General features: G+C 62.7%; 15 protein-coding genes. 1 reads left to right on the top strand and 14 read right to left on the bottom strand.

The features are described 5' to 3' along the window. Window positions 1-191 precede the first annotated feature (191 nt). Both VXJ37_RS03445 and VXJ37_RS03440 read right to left on the bottom strand, forming a co-directional pair. A complete protein-coding gene (locus VXJ37_RS03445; RefSeq protein ID WP_331321654.1) occupies window positions 192-1,319 on the bottom strand; it encodes a S53 family peptidase in 1,128 nt (375 codons plus the stop codon). 452 nt (window positions 1,320-1,771) lie between these two features. Next, window positions 1,772-2,596 (bottom strand): alpha/beta fold hydrolase, encoded by an 825-nt coding sequence (locus tag VXJ37_RS03440; protein WP_331321653.1) that lies wholly within the window; start codon window positions 2,594-2,596, stop codon window positions 1,772-1,774. Window positions 2,597-2,953: 357 nt separating this feature from the next. Between VXJ37_RS03440 and VXJ37_RS03435 the strand changes: the two genes are divergently transcribed. Beyond that, window positions 2,954-3,448 (top strand): VanZ family protein, encoded by a 495-nt coding sequence (locus VXJ37_RS03435; protein ID WP_331321652.1) that lies wholly within the window; start codon window positions 2,954-2,956, stop codon window positions 3,446-3,448. Window positions 3,449-4,090: 642 nt separating this feature from the next. Here the strand turns inward: VXJ37_RS03435 and VXJ37_RS03430 are convergent. The 12 genes from VXJ37_RS03430 to VXJ37_RS03375 all read right to left on the bottom strand — a co-directional run bounded on the left by VXJ37_RS03430 (window position 4,091) and on the right by VXJ37_RS03375 (window position 18,301). Beyond that, complete coding sequence (locus VXJ37_RS03430; RefSeq protein ID WP_331321651.1) at window positions 4,091-5,008, bottom strand: alpha/beta hydrolase; 918 nt, start codon at window positions 5,006-5,008, stop codon at window positions 4,091-4,093. Window positions 5,009-5,241: 233 nt separating this feature from the next. Next, window positions 5,242-6,153, bottom strand: a complete 912-nt coding sequence (locus VXJ37_RS03425; RefSeq protein ID WP_331321650.1) for a carbohydrate ABC transporter permease — start codon at window positions 6,151-6,153, stop codon at window positions 5,242-5,244. 8 nt (window positions 6,154-6,161) lie between these two features. Then, window positions 6,162-7,091: a carbohydrate ABC transporter permease gene (locus VXJ37_RS03420; protein ID WP_331321649.1), complete on the bottom strand. Its 930-nt coding sequence runs from the start codon at window positions 7,089-7,091 to the stop codon at window positions 6,162-6,164. Next, the gene (locus VXJ37_RS03415) at window positions 7,088-8,548 is read right to left on the bottom strand and encodes an extracellular solute-binding protein (RefSeq protein WP_331321648.1); all 1,461 of its coding nucleotides are present in this window, start codon (window positions 8,546-8,548) and stop codon (window positions 7,088-7,090) included. Before VXJ37_RS03415 ends, VXJ37_RS03420 begins: the two co-directional genes overlap by 4 nt. A gap of 66 nt (window positions 8,549-8,614) precedes the next feature. After that, window positions 8,615-9,586: a PfkB family carbohydrate kinase gene (locus tag VXJ37_RS03410; protein WP_331321647.1), complete on the bottom strand. Its 972-nt coding sequence runs from the start codon at window positions 9,584-9,586 to the stop codon at window positions 8,615-8,617. 97 nt (window positions 9,587-9,683) lie between these two features. Continuing rightward, window positions 9,684-11,117: a glycoside hydrolase family 32 protein gene (locus VXJ37_RS03405; RefSeq protein ID WP_331321819.1), complete on the bottom strand. Its 1,434-nt coding sequence runs from the start codon at window positions 11,115-11,117 to the stop codon at window positions 9,684-9,686. 322 nt (window positions 11,118-11,439) lie between these two features. Continuing rightward, window positions 11,440-12,522, bottom strand: coding sequence for an ABC transporter ATP-binding protein (locus VXJ37_RS03400; protein ID WP_331321646.1), 1,083 nt, complete (start codon window positions 12,520-12,522; stop codon window positions 11,440-11,442). After that, window positions 12,519-13,472 carry an ABC transporter ATP-binding protein gene (locus tag VXJ37_RS03395; RefSeq protein WP_331321645.1) on the bottom strand — a complete coding sequence of 318 codons (954 nt, stop codon included), beginning with the start codon at window positions 13,470-13,472 and terminating at the stop codon, window positions 12,519-12,521. The genes VXJ37_RS03400 and VXJ37_RS03395 overlap by 4 nt, the downstream gene beginning before the upstream one ends. Next, the gene (locus tag VXJ37_RS03390; RefSeq protein WP_331321644.1) at window positions 13,469-14,395 is read right to left on the bottom strand and encodes an ABC transporter permease; all 927 of its coding nucleotides are present in this window, start codon (window positions 14,393-14,395) and stop codon (window positions 13,469-13,471) included. Before VXJ37_RS03390 ends, VXJ37_RS03395 begins: the two co-directional genes overlap by 4 nt. A gap of 32 nt (window positions 14,396-14,427) precedes the next feature. Next, window positions 14,428-15,405, bottom strand: a complete 978-nt coding sequence (locus tag VXJ37_RS03385) for an ABC transporter permease (RefSeq protein WP_331321643.1) — start codon at window positions 15,403-15,405, stop codon at window positions 14,428-14,430. Window positions 15,406-15,531: 126 nt separating this feature from the next. After that, window positions 15,532-17,208, bottom strand: coding sequence for an ABC transporter substrate-binding protein (locus VXJ37_RS03380; RefSeq protein ID WP_331321642.1), 1,677 nt, complete (start codon window positions 17,206-17,208; stop codon window positions 15,532-15,534). Window positions 17,209-17,287: 79 nt separating this feature from the next. Beyond that, complete coding sequence (locus tag VXJ37_RS03375) at window positions 17,288-18,301, bottom strand: LacI family DNA-binding transcriptional regulator (protein ID WP_440589770.1); 1,014 nt, start codon at window positions 18,299-18,301, stop codon at window positions 17,288-17,290. Window positions 18,302-18,383 lie beyond the last annotated feature (82 nt).

Genomic DNA, 18,383 nt, shown 5'->3' with positions numbered 1-18,383 from the left:
TAAGAGTGGGCTCCCACACGCCGCGGTTAGACCTGCTGCCAGCAACTGTTCACCAGCCGTTCGCGAGACCATGTCCAGAAGTTCCTGACTGGGTGCGTAACCCCAACGAATCGTCGGTACAGTGCCGACAGCATCCCGCGGACACCTTCAAGTAACCTTCGAGGTGTCCGCCCCCGGGGAGCGGACTGTGATTAGCCGACCCAGCTGCCGCGTCCGGTGACAAGGTCTTCGCCGGTAAGGCAGGGGTTGCCGTTGTTGCCGGTGAGGATGTCCCGGAACGTCACCGAGGAGCCGTACACGTAGGAAGCGTTGACCAGTGCGCCTGTGTCGGCAGCGCGGGCTGCCCACATCGGAGAGGACGCGCTGGTGCCGCCGACCGTGAACCAGCCCGTCTGTCCGTTGTACGAAGTCGAGTCATAGACGGAGACCCCGGAAGCGGGGTCAGCGTCCAGGGACACATCAGGTGTGGCCCGCTTGCCCGCGCAGTTCAGCTGGGCGTACTGGCTGAAGGCGGCCTGGGCCGCGGTAGCGGTTTCGAAGGCGCTGCAACCGCCGCCTGAGCTGCTCCAGCCGGTTTCGCTGGACAGTGCGCCGGTGCTGTCAAAGTTCAGCCTGGTTCCGCCGACTGAAATCACGTTCGGCGATGAGGACGGGTAAGTTGCCGGTGCGCCCTGGTCCCCAGCGGAAGCAAAGAAGCTCACACCCGAGCGGTTGAAGTGGGTGTCGTAGGATGCTTCTCCGCTGAACTCGGCGCCTCCCCAGCTGTTGGAGACGTACTGGGCGTGTGCGGAGGCGTAGTCCTCGGCGGCCATCAGGTCGGTGAAGCTGCTGCTGTTGGCTTCAACGAGCAGGATCTTCGCGCCCGGTGCGACCGCGTGCGCCCATTCGACGTCCAGCGCGATCTCCAGCGCCCAGCCGGAGTCGGACTTCGGGTACTTGGTTCCGCCCTTCTGGTTGACCTTCGTGAAGCAGCCGTTGGTGCTCGTGCAGGCAGGCAGTCCGAACTGGGTGCTGAAAGCCGACAAGTCGTTGGCGATGGTCGGGTCGTTGTAGGCATCGACGATGGCGATGGTCTTGCCGGCCCCGGCGAGAGTAGAGGTCGGGAAGCTGTAGGCCTGCTTGATTGTTGCGGGCGACAGGCCGGTAGGTGTCGTGTTCGTCACCTGGGGCAGGACCCGCAGCGGGTGGTTGGCGAAGTGTGCGTGCTCAGTCCCCTGGCCCGGGTTGGCGGGGCCCGGAGACGCAGAGGCGGGCAGGGCGGCAGTGAGGAGAAGGCCGGCGGCTGCGACAGCAGTGGCGGCACGGTGAAGCCAGGACATGAGGGACCCCCGGGGTGGGTAGAAGAGACCAAAGGTTTGGCCGCCGCCACGCGCGCCCGAAAGCCCGACAGCGTTGGGCTGAAAGGCTGGGAAATACGAAAGAAGAGACCACGCACAGTCTAGGGCAGGAGCAGTCGGGCATTCTACCGCCCAAGGTGCGTCATTGCCCTCTCCCGCGCCGGCGAGGGCTGGTGAAGCGCCGCACACATGGATGGCACGAGAACCGGACAACACTCCAGATCCTGAATGGCAAACCAGACGTCAGTGGATGAACTGGGGCGGGGAACTGTGCCACCGGCGGAGACCTCGGCTTTCGGCACGCCGATAATGACGTGTCAGTAAGGCTGTAACGGGTGGTTACCGCGGTGATGTGGGCAAATCATCCGGGACAACGTACGCACGGGGTGCTATGACAGAGGGCTTCAAAGTCGAACGGGGGCCGGCCAGGCCTGTCACGAGCGGGTGTCGAGGTAATGCAGTATCGCGCGCGCCGTTTCCTCCGGCGCGCTTACGTGGGGGCAGTGGCCTGTTGCCCGAAGCTGCACCAGGGTGCTGTGTTCGAGGTTCTTGTGCAGGTAGGCGCCCACTTCGGGCGGGGCGAGCCGGTCGTCGGAGCACTGCAGAATGAGGCAGTTGGTGTGCAGCTTTCCCAGTTCAGGGCGGGTGTCGGAGAAGAAGGTTACTTCGGCGAAGTGCCGGGCGATGGCTGGATCTGTCCGGCAGAAGCTGGCCTGCAGGTCTTCCGCTAGGTCCGGCTCTTGCGGGTTGCCCATGATGATGGGTGCCAGGGCCGCGGCCCAGGCGAAATAGTCGCTGTCCAGAGATGCCAGCAGGCCCACGATGTCGTCCCGCGTAAAGCCGCCTACGTAGCCGTCGTAGGGGTCGTTCGTGTGGCGGGGTGAAGGAGCCAGCAGGATCAGGTGGGAAAAGCGGGTGGGTTGCTGGGCTGCGGCGAGCACGGCGATCATTGTGCTGACGCTGTGTCCGACCAGGATGACGTCCTCAAGTTCAAGGGCGGCGCAGATCTCCAGCAGGTCGGTCGCGTATCCATTCAGGGATTCGTATTTTTCCCAGTCGTAGGCGCTGATGTCGGAGTGTCCTGCACCAACATGATCAAAGAGCACCAGCCGGTAGTCATGAACGAAGTAGGGGAGCAGCTTCCGCCATATGTCCTGGTCACAGCCGAAGCCGTGGGCAAACATCAAGACAGGCCCGTCTTCCCGGCCCAAGAGGGTGACATTGTTCCGGGCGATAACCGCAGCAACTGCTTCGATCACATTCTCACTAACGGTCGCGTAGGGTGGCGTTCTTTTCCAGACTATCCACGGGAAATGAAGAAAACCTAGGGTTCCAGCCACTATGACCGGCAAGGTGACGTTGATCCAGCGAACGTCGTGCTTTCCTCAGCGTTTTCATCCTGTCGGTCGCCGGCGCCGCCCACTGCCTGGGGTTGGGACGCATCCACTGCGGGACCTGTCCGGGCAGGTCCGCTCACGTCGCTGACCGGGTTGGGGTTTCGCTCCCAGCTTCCCTCTGTATCGTTTTGCCGGATGGACGTACGACCACAACCCACCGCAGCCACGGATAATGTGGAAAGCTGGCGATTCACCACGAAACGAGCGAAAGCCGAGACCGTGGCCATCGTTGCCGTCTTCGTTCTCTACGCGGCCTTCCTCCTAAGGCTGCTTCTGTTCTCTCGCGCACCGGGTTCGGAGAGATCAATCAATCTCATCCCGTTCGCGACTATCGCGCATTTTGTGACCAGCCACTCTTCCGGGACCGGAAGAGTGGCCTTCGCCAACGTCGTCGGAAACGTCCTGATCTTCATCCCGCTTGGGCTGTATGTGTCGTGGCTCCGACGTAAAGCGGCCGTCTGGTTGACCCTGCTCACGGTCGCCTCGGTCAGCATCGCTGCAGAGATCGTCCAGGGCGTGTTTGCCGTTGGAGCATCAGATATCGACGACGTAATACTGAACTGCGGCGGAGGAATCATCGGGATCTTCACGTTCAGGCTGCTTTCCTCGATCTTCCGTAAGCAATCCTTGGTGCGGACCTCGATGGCCGTGTTGTCCCTGGTTTCGCTGCCTGTCTGGTGCTACTTCCTCTTCCTCGTCCGGCTACACATCTGAGCACAACCCGTGCATTGACGGACTAGCCATCGGCGATCAGCCGCGGCGCGTCACCGGCACCATTGATTAGCGCTGCGCAGTGGAGCGGGGACCGGCGGGGGGATCCACGGGACCTCAGTTCTTGGTGCAGGTAGTCGGTTGTGATTTCGCATTCCCCTGGCACCAGCCGCTCACCGCTTCACCGGCAAACCCCACGCTTGAGAGGTAGAGCTCCAGCTTCAAGCGATTCCGCACCTCCTTCGTTTCTGCTCGAAAGGTTTATCGCGTGGGTCCTAGGGGCGAAACGGTAACTCTGGGGTGTCAGTTGAATGCGGCCGCCAAGTGACCGGCGCCGGCTGGGGGTGTGCCCTGAGTCTCCAGAGACTAACCTCTACAGGACCCTCTCGACGCCGGTCACAACCAGGCCCGCCCCAGACCGGGAAGACTCTCGTGCGGCTGCAATCCCATATTAGGGCCGTCAGGACAGCGGCTGAGGGCAAGGTGCCCCCTGATTGGGGATTTGGGGGCTACGGAACGGTCTCCGTCCAGACCTCGATGAGGAATGAGGTTGGAAGACGACGATGGGCGAGTCTTGAGCTACCAAATCTTTTACGGCCCCGACTTGTCTGCACTCCGTCGCGATGTCAGTTTTCGAGGAACGATTCAGCTTGCTGAGCCTAACCGGGTTCCAAGGAATTCATCAATGTGTTCGAGGGCGGCGCGTGCCATTGACGTCGCGTGTCCGGTAAATCCGTGAGGGGACCCGGGGTAGATGCGCAGATCCACCGGGACGCCAGCGGCCGACAACCGTGTTGCCATGGCGAGGTTGTCTTCCAGAAGGATGTCATCGCTGCCTATCACGAGCAGGATCGGCGGTAGGCCGGTGAGTTCGGCGAAGAGGGGGGAGAGGTCGGGATGGGTGCGATCAGGAGTGTTCCCCGCGTAGGCGTCGAGAAAGTATTCGTCGGCGATTAGGCGTCCCGCGGGCGTCTTCGCGGCTAGGTCATAGGTGCCGAACTGCAAGACGCCGCCGCTGAATGCGGTGAGCCCGCGATCACGCAACCGCACGAGTGTGGAGACCGCCAGCGTGGCTCCGGCGGAGAAGCCACCGATAGCCAGTTTCGCTGTCCCGAAAAGATCGTCGGCGCGGTCCATCAGCCACAGGGCGGCTGTCTCGCAATCGTCGGGTGCGGAAGGCCATGGGTGCTCGGGAGCGAGGCGGTAGTCCACGCTGACGACTGCAATACCCAGCGCGTCTGCGAGTCGCCGGTTTCGAACATCGCTTCCGGCGGCCGAGCCCATGTAGAAGCCGCCACCGTGGATCTCCAGAAAGACGCCCGTTGGCGGCTCGAATACCGGCAAGTGGATCCGGACCGGAACGCTGCGGCCACCGGCACTGGCCAGTTCGACCATTGGTTGTGGATGGCACTGAGCGGGTGCAGGCGTGCCGGCTCTGAACGAGTGGAGCTCTTCCAGGCTGCCCGGACCTCGGCCGGCCTGCCGCTGGGCATAGAACACGGCGGAATCATCGACAAGAGACCATAGTTCAGGATCGATCAGCGAGGGCAAGTCGAAGAACACAAGTCAACTGTACAAAGTGCTGGTCCGGTCGAAGCTAAGGAACTCTATAGGCGCCCGCATAAGCCGGTGGACGAACGGACGCCGGTGCCTCCGATGGAGGTCCCTTTCCTGGCAATTGCCCTGCTTATGCCAGGCAATGCCCAAGCCGCGGGAACACCCATAGTTCGCCTTCCAAGGGCTGTAGTGGCCGGGGTGCTTACTGCATCCGCGCCGTGGAAACTTCCGGTGACAGACTATTTGCTGGCGCCGGCCGTGAGGCCTTCCCGCAGCGTGCGTTGCCCGAAGATGAAGACGACCAGTGCCGGCAGCATGGATAGGATCACGCCGGCGAGGACCACGGATATGCTGCCCGTGCCGAGGTTGCCTTGGAGCGTGACCAGGCCGAGAGGAAGGGTGAAGTTCTGTTCGCTGATGGTGAGGATCAGTGGCCGGAAGAACTCGTTCCAGTGGAAGTTGAAGGCAAGGATCCCGACGATGGCCATGCCGGGGACCGCCAGGGGGACGTAGACCGAACGGAAGATCCGCCACGGTCCGGCACCGTCCAGGGCGGCGGCTTCGGCGAAGTCGTTTGGCAGGCCAAGGAAGTACTGGCGCATCAGGAAGGTGCCGAACGCTGTGGGAACGGCCGGCAGGATCAGGGCCAGCAGCGTGTCGGACAGGCCCATGCCCCGGATCAGCATGAACACCGGGACGATGGTGACCTGCACCGGGACCATCATGGTGGCCAGCACCAGCGAGAAGATGGCGTTCTTGCCGCGGAAGTCCAGGCGGGCGAAGGCGTACCCGGCCAGGGTGGCCGACGCCATCTGGCCAAGCGCGATCAGCCCGGTCACCAGGGCGCTGTTCAGGACCAGGAGGCCGACGTTGATCTGCTTGAACACCTCCTGGTAGGCGGTGAAGTCAGGGTTGATGGGCAGGAACGACGGCGGCAGGTTGAATGATTCCGACGGCGTCCTGAGTGAAGTGGACAAGGTCCACAGGACGGGACCGAGGGTCAGCGCCGCGGCCAAGGCCAAGGCCGCGTACCTGCCGATGGTGCCCGCTGCGGGCAGGCGGCGCACGGGCCGGCCCTTAGGGGAGGCCGGCGTTTCGGTCGTGGAACCGGAATGCTTGTCGGTCCCGGTCTGAAGGATCTGGCTGGACATGTGGGACCTCACTGGTAGAAGACGAAGCGGCGGCTAAGCCGGAACTGCAGGGCGGTGACGGCAAGGATCAGAACGGTGAGGATCAGGCCGATGGCTGAGGCTTTGCCGAACTCCAGTTGCTGGAAGGCTGATTCGAAGATCACCATGACGGCGGTCCGGGTGGAATCGCCCGGGCCCCCGTTCGTCAGGACGTAGGGCTGGTCGAAGACCTGGAGGGCGCTGATGATGGCCATGACAGAGGCGACGAGCACGGTGGGGCTGATCAGTGGAAGCGTCACATTGCTGAACTGCTTCCAGCCGGTGGCGCCATCGAGGTTGGCTGCTTCGTGCAGTTCCTTCGGAATGTTGGTGAGCGCACCGAGGAAGAGCAGGAAGGAGAACCCGAAGTTTTGCCAGACGTAGACCAGTACCACGACGGCGGCGGACGCCACGGGACTTGTCAGCCAGGGCACAGCGGGAATCCCGACCAGCGATAGGAGCCAGTTCACGACGCCGAACTGTTCGTTGAACATGTACCTCATGAAGATGGACACCGACGCGGCGGATAAGACCAGGGGAAAGAAAAAGGTGGAGCGGAGGAACACTCTCAGCCAGGGCGCCATTCTGGCCTGCAGCATGGACGCCATGGTAAGGGCGATGCCCAGCTGCAGGATTACTGCGACCACTACGAACATGATTGTGTTCAGGAAGGACACGCGGACGGTGGGGTCCTGTGCCAGCGCTGCGAAGTTTGCGAATCCGACGAACTGCGGTGCGGAAATGATGTCCCAGCGGAAGAAGGCCAGGACCAGCGAGGCGATGATCGGCAGGAAGGTGAAAAGGGCCATCCCGAGCACTGTGGGGGCCAGGAAAATCCCGACTAACCATCGCTCTATGAACGAGCGGCGCGCGGCCGGCGGTTTCACGATCTGTCGGGGAAAGGTGGACGTGGCGCTCATGAGTTCCTCCTCAGGGCCAGTTCGAGGTCGCGCTGCAGATTGCCCATCGCCGTCCGTACGTCGGCGGAGCTGCCGCTGACAGCGGTTGAGACGTTTTTCATCAGGGCAGTTTCGACGGCGGCCTGTTGTGGTGGGGCGGGGATCGGACCGGAGGTGGGGAACCTGTCCAGGGTGTCGTAGAAAACTTTCCAGTGTCGTGGGCCGGTGGCGGCGTAGAAGGACTCATTTACCATCGAACGGCGGGTGGGGGTGGTGTTCGGTTTGGGAATGGCCAGCTGCATCGCTTCACGGGTGGAGCAGAACTTAACCCATTCCCACGCAGCGTCTTTGTCTTTCGCCGTGCGCATGATTGCGTAGCCGGCAGCGCCGAACTGATGCCGCTGCGTCCGCCAGCGCGGGAAGAACTGCACATCGAATTGGTCGGCGGTCATCCCGGCCTCGTGCAGGCCCTGCGCCCAGTAGCCACCTGCCGGGGTGGTGCCGATGCGATTGTTGCCGAACAGCCCGACCAAGGCGTTGCCGCCCCCGGATTCGGGGCGCACGCCCAGTCCTTCGGCTACCAGTTCGCGCAGATAGTCGAAGGTTTCGACAACACGGCCGTCCTCGGCGTTGGGAGTCAGCCATTGATATCCGCCGCCGCGGGTGGCCCGGGCAGGGTCGTTAGGGTAAAAGCGGTCCCACAGCCAGTCCCCGCCGGGAGCCTTCGTTTCGGACAGGAAGCTGGTGTCGTTGGCGTAAAGCCAAGGCACGACACCGCCAAAAAGACGGTTCGTCCAGTAGTACGGGGTGAAGTCAGTCGGGCGGGCTTTGCGCAGCGCCTTCAGGGTGGCGCTGAAGTCGTCCTTCGTCCAATCGTCTTTGGGTCGATCAAGCCCGGCTTGGGCAAAGGTGGTGGTGTTCAGATACATATTCGCCGCGTTCCAGTCCAATGGGAGCTGGTACAAGCTCCCCTGATACATGAAGGCTTCCAACAGGCTCGGATGAACGTCGCCAAAGTAGTCGCTCACCTCGTCCCCGTCCCGGCGGATGTAAGCATCCAGAGGCTCTGCGAGCTTGTCGGCGAATAACTGGGCGCCCTCGGTGGCGACATACACGACATCCGGCGGCGTTCCCGCGGCGACCATGGTCAGGATTTTGGAGAAGAAATCCTTCCAGTCCGCACCTTGGATAGCCTGCAGCTGCACGGGGATATCGGGGTGCGCGGCGGTGAAGGCCTGAATGAGGCCTTGGCGCCCAGCGGCATCGGCTGCCGTCCCCAGGATGGCGATGTTCAACGCCTTGCTGCCACGGCCCGGAATATCAGTTCCGGTCAATCGCGGCCAGGCCCCCACGGTGGCTCCCGCGACGGCGATTCCCGCCAGGCCCAGCATGGAACGGCGGGTGAGTTGGGAAAGTGTGCTGCTGGACCGCAGCGAATGCGAAGGGGGACGATGCCCCGGTGTCTCTTCAGACGTCATTGTCGGCTCCTCCTAACAGGGTAAACGGGGGTCGGCTGTTTTTGTTGCCCGCGGAATAGCTTTTGCTTATGCGTGATCGCACGCGAAAGCTTTCGGCGCAGACATGGGTGCTTCGACTGCGGATTGCAGTTCGGCCAGGGTGGGAGGGTTTGCTCCGGTCCGTTGAACTGTGATGGCCGCTGCTGTGGCTGCGGTGCGTCCCAGCTGCTCCAGGACGGCAGGAGCGAAGCCTTCAGTCCCCCGGGTGAGAAGACCCAGGATGAGTGCGGCCATGTAGGAGTCACCGGCGCCAATGGTGTCCGCGACCGTGGCCCTGACCGCTGGAATGGTGATGCTTCCCGCGGGAGAGGTGAATCGGGAGCCCTCGGCGCCCTCGGTTATCACAGCCAATCCCGCACCCAATCGGAGGACGTGGTCCGCGGTTTCCTCCAGTGTTTTTCCAGGGTAGAGCCAGCGGGCGTCCTCGTCGCTGAGTTTGACGACATCAGTCAGGGAGGTGAGTTCTTCAAAGATCGCTTTTGCTTCGGCCTGACTGCCAAGCAGGGATGGCCTGATGTTCGGATCGTAGGTGATGATGCAATGCTTGTGGGCTTGTTCGAGCAGGGCTTTGACAGCGCCGGCGCCAGGGTTCAGGAACGTGGCTATGGAACCGGTGTGGAGGATTCTTGGAAAGTAGGCAGGCCTTGTCGGCGGCAGCTCCCAGTGGATGTCGAAGTCGTAGGAGGCGGACCCGTCGCGCCCAAGCGTTGCCGTTGCCGTTGCCGTGCGGGTGAGGGATTTAGATCCCGGCAGGAGAGTCACTCCCGCCCTGTGGAGGTGGTTCTCTATTGATGTTCCCCGTGCATCGGGTGCGATGGCGGTGAGCAGGCCCGTGGGGACACCCAGGAGCCCGAGGCCGAAGGCGACGTTGGCGGGCGACCCGCCGGGGTGCTCCACCCTGCTGTTGGGGGTGGTGACCACATCGATCAGCGCTTCACCGACAACGACGGCGTCCAGGGGCTGTTGGGCGTCTTGTGGTGCTGCTTTGGGGTATTCCATGGTTGTCTCTCGGGCAGTGTTGGTAGGGGAGCGGCATGTCATGCCGCCGGGGGGGGCTGCGGCGGCGGAATGACTCGTCGGAACGTCTCGGGCCGGCCTAAGTCGCCGCATTGATCTCGCTGATTTCGTTGATGATGAGGTTGCCGAACGTGGCCGTTCCTTCGTTGGCGTAGAGCCGGATGTTGTTGTCTCCTTCAAGGGGGAACACCCGGTGTGAGTGCACCACCCGTCCGTCTCCCACGAACATTTCGACGCTGGTCCGGTCTACCAGGAGGCGGAGTGCGAGGCGCCCAGCCGAGGGGTCGATGGGCGTCTGGCTTTCCCCGCCGGTCGGGTTGATGGTGGGTCTCCGGTTGACATAGGCGAAGGGGCCGCGGAGGAATGCCCCGACGGCGACGTGACGGCCTCCGCCGGCTGCACGGCAGATTTCAAACCCGATGTTGGCCGGAGGGGAAGCCGGGTCCCACCTCAGCTCACACTTCAGGTCATAGGCCAGTGAAGTGATATCAAGGTCCCGGGTGCCCGTGACAGTGACGTCACCAAGGCGATGGCTTTTCTTGACGTGGTTGTCCAGGCCAGCGGTGGGGGTTGAGACGAGGTGGTAGCTTCCGCTTCCCTTCTTGAGACGGATGTCGCGCACGATCATGTCGTCGCCGTTGTACTTGTCGGTTGCCAGGGTCGGAGTGTTGTGTGGGTAGTCCCAGAAGTTCGCCCAGCCCAGTGCCCTGCGCAGGGTGGCATCCTCTGCTCCGGAGGAGTCGTGATGGGGATAGGTGACTGTTCCGTAGAAGTCATAGCCGTAGTCCAGCCACTCGGGTTCGGCATGGTCGGGAGCGAAGGTGGTGCCGTCGAAGTTCCCTGTCCAGTATGCGTAGGTGGCCGGAAGGCCCCGGCCTTTACCGTTGGCACTGGTGCCGAGGATCCAGTGGGACGATCCGTCGTCGGCGGTCATGAGGAAAAGGTCCGGGCATTCAAGCAGCCCTAGATCGGTTCGGACGAATTCGCCGACCCGCTGCCAGGACCGGAGGTTGTGGGATGTGTAGAAGCCGAGTTTTTGCCCTTCGGCGTTGACCATGAACCACTGCCCCCGGTCTGCGTCCCAGATCACTTTCGGGTCGCGGAAGTCCTTCACCCCGGGGTTTGGCAGTACCGGGGCGGTGCCACCGGCTTGGAAGGAGCGCCCGCGATCAGTCGAGTACCAGAGGTATTGTGCCTGGCGGCCTTGGGGTGCCTGTGTAACGAGGGCGATAACAGCGTTCTCGCCGTATCCTGCGGTGTTTCGTTCGTCGATGACAAGGCATCCTGACCAGCAGTCGCCGTTGTCATTGCTGAACTTTGGGATGGCGACGCCGCAATCGCGGAAGGAGACATGATCGGTGGTGGTTGCGCGGCGCCATGACGTGCCTCCACCACCCTGAAGGTAATCGGCGTTGTAGAGGTAGTAGTAGTGGTATTCGCCGTCGATGTAGATGGGCCGCTGGGGATCGTTTTTCCAGTTGTCGGGGACGCTGAAGTGATAAGTCGGGCGCATACGGGTTGGTCCTTCAAAGGGCGGCTTGGCTGGAGTGGCGCTTGGGGTGGCTGGTGGTGCTGCTCCTGCCGGCTCGGCCAGGGAAGTTGAGAGTGCGAGGGATCCGGTGAGGGCAACAGCTCCGCTTCCCGTGAGGAGGGCGCGCCGGGAGACAGGGGTTTCATTTTGCATGGGTTCACTTTCGGTAGATAGCTTCGGTGCTTCTACTGCATGGATGTTGATGCTTTTGGGCAGCACAGGGGGGTGCCGTTTTTGGGTTTGGACGTGATGTGGGTCGTGCCAGGACCGGCGGCCCGGGCTGGGCGCTCTTGAAACCGGAATTTCAGTCTGCAGGCTGAGGTTCCGGCAACGGTTCCGTCGCTAGTGCGTGGCCGCCGGCGCCGGCGCTTGGCCGGTAGAGGTGGCAGCGGACCCAGTGGCGGTTCAGGGGGTCGCCCACGTGGTGCCGAACAGGTTCCTCCGCCGAGCAGCGCTGGTCCGGGTCGTTTTCGAAAGCGCAGGTGGTGGAAGCCATGACGGCTTGCCTGAGTTTGGCGCGGTGTACGGGGTCATAGGATCCGGCCCGGGCTGGATCCGGGACGGCTGAGACCAGCAATTGCGTGTAAGGATGGGCCGGGTTGGCCAGCAGGTCCAAGGACTCACCCTCTTCCACGATTTCGCCGGCGAACATCACGGCCGTCCGGTCTGCGAGATATCGGGCGGAGGCGAGGTCGTGGGTGATATAGAGCATTGAGATGCCCTGCTTATCGCGCAGTTTCCGCATCAGGTTCAGCACGCCGATGCGGACCGAAACGTCCAGCATGGACGTCGGTTCGTCGGCGAGGATGACTTGTGGTTCGACGGCGAGTGCGCGTGCGATCGCTACCCGTTGACGTTGCCCGCCGGAGAGTTCGTGGGGGTGGGAGTCGAGCATGTCGGCCTGAAGCCCTACGGTGGTCATGAGCTCTTCGAGGCGGCCCCTGGTCTGCTCTTCGGAACCGTGGCCGCTGCCGCCCTTGCCGTGGATTGCGAGGGACCGCCGGAGGAAGTGCTCGATCCGGTGTGCGGGGTTGAGGGAGCCAAACGGGTCCTGGAAGACCATCTGCAGCTGGGAACGGAACGTGCGTGAGGCCTGGAAACGGTCGCGTTTGAGGACATCGACACCGTCGAGCAGGATAGCGCCTTCGCTGGGTTTCTCGAGCCGGGCGACACAGCGGGCCAGTGTGCTCTTGCCTGACCCGGATTCCCCGACCAGTGCGACGATCTCCCCACGGCCGATGGTCAGGTCGACGCGGTGCAGCGCCCGGACTGCCTGGCTGGAGAACAGGCCGCCGATGTGGAATGACTTACCCAACCCGCGCACCTCCAGGGCCGGGGTCTGGGCCGAAACATCTGGCCGTGTCGGGGAGTGGACGGCGTGGCTCATTGTGCTGCTCCTTCAAAAACGGCCGCTTCGGCGTCGGCATCAAACGGTGCCACGTAGTGGCCCGGCGTAACTTCGGCGAGGTCCGGGATGTTCTGGAACTTCACGCCTTCAGGCAAGCCTTCAAGCGCGATTCGCGGGCCTGTAAGCGGCGGGAACGCTCCCATGAGGGCCTGGGTGTAGGGGTGCATGGGCGTGGTGTAGATGTCGTGTGCTTTGGCGGTTTCCACAATCCGCCCGCCGTACATGACAGCCATGCGGTGGGAGAGTTCCACCATCAGCGACATGTCGTGAGTGATGAACAGGACAGAGAAGCCCAGTTCGCGCTGGAGGTCCTTGATCTGGGCCATGATCTCCTGCTGGACCACCACGTCCAGTGCGGTGGTGGGCTCGTCCAGAATCAGCAGTGACGGCTTCAGCGCTACGGCCATGGCGATGACGGCGCGCTGCCGCATTCCGCCGCTGAGTTGATGCGGATAGGACTTGAGGCGGCCCGGATCGATCCTTACCAACTCCAGCAGCCGGGCTGCACGTCGAAGGGATTCTTTACGCGAGTAGCCGGCATGGGTAGTGAAGATGTCTGCCATCTGCTCCCCGATGGTCAGCACCGGGTTCAGCGAGTTCATGGCGGACTGGAACACCATGGCAACGTCCTGCCAGCGGAAACGCCGCAGCTCGTCCTGGCTCATAGCCAGCACGTCCTTGCCTCCGAAGGAGATGCTCCCGGCGGCGATGTTCGCCGGGTTCTTGAGCAGCCGCATGATCGAATTGGCGATGGTTGATTTTCCGCAACCGGATTCACCGGCCAGCCCGAACACCTCACCGGCGCCGATGCTGAAGGAAACGTCGTCCACGGCCGTGGTCGAGCGGGTGTCGCCGATGTACTTGACGGTGAGGTTCTTGACGTCGAGGACCGGTTCGTGGGAGCCGAAAGACGTTTGGGAGACGGTCACTGTGCGGCGCTCCTTCCGGTGATGGCGGGTTTGCGGATCTTCCGCAGCCGCGGGTTGGTTACTTCGTCGACCGCGTAGTTGATGAGGGCCAGGGCGAACGCCACCAGCGCGATGGAGAGACCGGAGGGGATGAAGACCCACCAGCTTCCGGTGAGCAGGGCGCCTTCGTTTCCTGCCCAGAAGAGGTTGTTGCCCCAGGAGACGGTGCTGGCGTCGCCCAGTCCCAGGAATTCGAGGCCGGCCTGGGCTCCGATGCCGTAAATGACGCAGGCAAGCAGTGTTCCCATCACGATCGAGGCCATGTTCGGCAGAATTTCGCGGAACATAATGCGGCCGGCTCGCTCACCGGAGACAACGGCCGCAGCCACGAAGTCCTTTGAGCGGATGGACATTGCCTGTGACCGGATAACACGCGCTGATCCGGCCCATCCCGTGACGGTGAGTACCAGGATGACGGTACCGAGGCCCGGCGGGAGGAAGGCGGCCAGGATGACAAGAAGCGGCAGGCCGGGAAGGAGGAGGAAAACGTTGGTCAGCAGCGACAGTGCTTCATCGATGAATTTACCGAAATATGCGGATGCCAGGCCGACGAGGATCCCGATAAAGGTGGACGCGAATCCGACGCTAAGGCCTACGAACAGGGAACTTCGGGCGCCATAGACGGTCAGGGCGAGCACGTCCTGTCCTTTGGCGGTGGTTCCGAGCCAGTGCTCGCCGTCCGGTTCGAGTGAGGCCATCCCGGTGATCCGGGAGGGATCACCCGGGAACAGTACGGGCGCGGCCAGCGCCAGGACGATGAAGACGAACATGATGGCCATGCCTGTCATGGCCTTCTTGTTGGTGAGAAGTCCGTGGATAAAGCCTCGGTTGGTTTTGCGGGCAGCTTTTTGTTGGGTTGGCTGCTGGAGGATAACGCTGGTCATGATGGTTTCCTTGGTGACTGGGTACGCAAGGCTCAGTTGCTACGTACGCGAGGGTCGAGGCGGACGTAGAGGATGTCCACCAGGAAGTTCGCCAGCAGCACGGCGGCGGTGATGGTCAGGAAAAGGCCTTGCATCAGCGGGTAGTCAAGGCCCTGGACGGCGTTAAGGAGCTGGTACCCGACGCCGGGGTAGGCAAATACGACCTCGGTGAGAAGGGCGCCGCCCACCACGAATCCGAGTCCCATGCCGAAGCTGGTCACCGAGGGGAGCATCGCGTTCCGGGCGGCGTAGCGGAGCATGATCCGGCCGGGGCGCAGGCCTTTCGCTTCGGCCATGGTGATGTAGTCCTCGGAGTTGGTGGCGATCATGGTGTTCCGCATGCCAAGCATCCAGCCTCCGATGGAGACCAGCACGATGGTCAGCGCCGGGAGCACGAGGTGGGCGGCGACGTCTCCGAGGAACTCGGTGGTGAACGCCGGTTCCAGGCCGTCCGTGAACGCGTGGCGGATCGGGAACCAGCCCAGCACCACGCCGAAGAGATACAGCGCGCCCATCGCGAGCCAGAAGTATGGAAACGAACCGATAAAGACCAGCACGGGAGGCAGGGCCGAGTCGATGGCTCCGCCGCGGCGCCAGGCTGCCAGGATGCCCAGCAGGTTGCCCACGACGGCGGCAATCACCAGTGCTGTCCCGCCGAGCAGGAGGGTCCAACCTATCTGGGCCGAGATAACTTCGGTGACCGGTGTGGGGAAACGCGAGATGGAGACACCCATCTGGCCAGTCAGTATGTTGTGCATGTAGTCGACGTACTGCTCCCAGATGGGCCGTGTATCCACGCCGAGCATCTTGCGCAGGGCTTCGATCTGTTCGGGCTGCATCTTGCCCTGGGTACGGGCGAACATTCGGGAGACAGGGTCCCCGGGCATGAAGCGCGGGAGCAGGAAATTGAGGGTAATGGATGCCCAAAAGGCGATCAGGTAGAAGCCCAGGCGGCGCAGGATGAAGCGCACGGTTGCTCCGTTCGGGAAGGCGGGGTCCGGGGCGACAGTGGTCCCCGCTGGCAAAGATGAAAAGGTTCTCGGCCGGTGGGAACCGGAACATGGCAACGGTGGCCACCGGCCGAGAAGTAACGCCGCTTACTTGCGCGGTTCCAGGGTCGTCAGGACGAGGACCGTGGTAGGCGAACGATCAGAGAGCGTTGCGTATGGGTTGTCCTGATTGGGCCATCCCGTGAAGTGGACGTCCGTGTAGTCTCCCCATTCCGGGCCGGAGAACAGCGGAACCGTCGGGGCCACCGAATCATATTCCGCCTGAAGCTGGTTCGCGGTCTGCTTCTGCGCGGCTTCGTCACCTGCGGCACTAAATTGCTGCAGGAGACCATCGGCCTTTGGATCGCCGAAACGGTGGTAGTTTTCGGAGGCCTTGGCGCCCACCGGCTTGACGGTGGAAGTGCCCATGATGGAGTTGAAGTACTTGAATGGGCTGGGGTCGTTCGCGCTCCAGACGATGCCGGTGTCGAACGTTCCCTGCTCGTAGCTTGAGACGACGGAGGCCCAGTCCGGAGAGTCCACCTTGGCGGTTACCCCGATGGCCTGGAGGTTCTGGGAGATCACGTTGGCCACGGAGAGCCAGTCGGAGGAGCTGGCGCCCACGGAGATCTTGAACTCGAACGGCTTGCCGTCCTTGAGGGTTCGCTTGCCGTCCGGGCCTTTGGGGTAACCGGCAGCATCGAGCATCTTATTCGCTTCGTCGACGTTCAGCTTGGTCCAAGTGCAGTTGTTCGCCACGTCGGCGTTCTTCCAGCCCGCGTAGTTGCCGGAGAGGCCTGTGCAGTCTGCCGGCTGGGCGTAGCCGCTCATGCCGATCTTAGTGACTTGGTCCCGGTCAACTGCCATGCTCAGGGCCTTGCGCACTGACTCGTCGTCGAACGGGGCTTTGCTGGTGTTCAGCTGCCAGTTAATCATGGCGCCCGTGGGCGGGAACCAGAAGTGGCGGTGGTCCTTGTCCTTTGAGATGAAGGTCTTCTCGATGTTCGGGATGAACTGGGTGGACCAGTCCACATCGCCGTTGACGCTGGCCAGGTTGGCGGCATCGTTTCCGGACATTGCCAGCATCTTGATGCCGGCGATCTTCTGCTTGTCAGGCTGCCAGTAGTTGGGGTTCTTCTTTAGCACGAAGGACTGGGACTGGAAGCTGTCCACCTGGGTATAGGGGCCGGTTCCGACGGGGTTGGCGTTGGCATCCTTCGCCGGATCGGCTATGGATGACCAAATGTGCTTGGGGAGGATTGGGACCTGCCCGATTTCGTAAAGTGCAGGGGACCAGGGCTTGTTGAACGTGAATGTGACCTGGTTGGTGCCCACCGGAGTGACGGAATCAAGGTACTCGAAGCCGCCTTTGAGCTTCTTCTGCAGCTGGAAGGTATATACGACGTCATCGGCGGTGAAAGGCTGCCCGTCGGACCACTTCACGCCATCACGCAAGGTGAAGGTGACGGACTTGCCGTCTTTGGCGGCGTCCCAGGAGGTGCCCAGCCAGGGGACGGTGTTGCCTTTGGCCGGGTTAAAGACCAGCAGGGGTTCGTAGATGGCCTGCTGGACCATGGGGTTTACAGTCGGCGCGAAGGGGTTGAAGTTACGGTCGAAGGTGCTCATGTCCTCACGGGGGATGGTGAGGAGCGCGCTGGCGTTGGCAGCGGCGTCGGTGCTGCCGGACTTGTTGCCGGTGGCAGCGCAGCCGGTCAGCAGCATGGCGCCTACCGCCAGTCCGGCCGCGGCAACGCGGGCGGACTTGGAGAACCTTGTTTGTGTCATGATGGGGTTATCTCTTCCTGTCTTCATCAGCAAGGTGAAGGGTGGGTGGGGGATTTGCTCTTCGACGTTGATTTCGCGGTCAGACCGAAGAGCGTTCTAACAGCGGACAGTCGACTAACTGCTGGTTGGCAGTGATCGGCTGTCCGGCTGTAAGTGCGGCGAGCGTCTGGACTCCCAGAGCGCCCATCTTTTCGAACGGCAACGCAACAGTGGTCAGCTTGGGCCTGAGGTAGGCCGCGATGAGTTCCTGGTTGTCGAAGCCGATCACGGCGATGTCACCGGGGATGGCCAGGCCACGTTCCTTGATGGCGTCGTAAGCGCCCATGGCCATGCGGTCGTTGAGGCAAAAAAGGGCGGTTGGCCTGTCCTTGGGCGGGTACCGGTCGAGGATTTGGCAGGCAGCGTCGTAGCCGCCGTCCGCCGTCGCATACCCGGCCACCACGAGCTCCGGATCGAGCTCAAGGCCCGCGGCGGCCAGAGCATCCCGGACGCCCTGCAGTCGCCCGACGGCTGCCGGGATGCGCGGGTCCAGGTTGATCACACCGATCCTGGTATGGCCGGCGCGGAGGAGGCGTTCGACGGCGACCCGTCCGCCGGTCCTTTCGTCAGGGACGATCGAAGGCAGCTTTCCGTCCAGGTCAAAACAGTTGACGAGTACAGTAGGCACTTCGTGCGCGCTTCGGGGCACGTGTACACCACGGTGGTGCGTTGCGGCGTACAGCAAGCCTTCCACCCGCTGTTCCAGCAGCTTCTCAACGGCAGCGTCTTCCATCCCTTGGTTGGGGCCAGGCGTGTCCCCCTGGTCTGACGGGGCGATAAGGAGGAACCGGCGGTCAATCCAGGCTTGGTCCTGCGCGCCTTTGATGATGTCCACAGCGAAGGGTGCGGTGACGATCTCGGTGACAATTCCGTACCAGTCGCTGCGCTGGGATGCCAGCGCCCTCGCTCCGGCGTTTGGACGGTAGCCCAATACTTGAACCGCCTCCGCGATGCGTGCCCGCGTCTCTTCGGAGATGCTGGCGTTTTCGCGGTTGCTCAGCACGAACGAGACAGCAGTCCGGGACACCCCGGCGTGCTTTGCGACGTCACTCATGGTGACACCACGCTGCCGGGCAGCAATGGGCTTGCTTGAGGAGGCGTTTTTCGCCATTGAATGCTCCAGTAGTCTTCGTTGA

The sequence above is a fragment of the Pseudarthrobacter phenanthrenivorans genome (assembly GCF_036455295.1).
GTDB lineage: Bacteria > Actinomycetota > Actinomycetes > Actinomycetales > Micrococcaceae > Arthrobacter > Arthrobacter phenanthrenivorans_C.
Note: the sequence above shows the minus strand (reverse complement) of the source record. Positions and strands in the feature narration are given on the sequence as shown.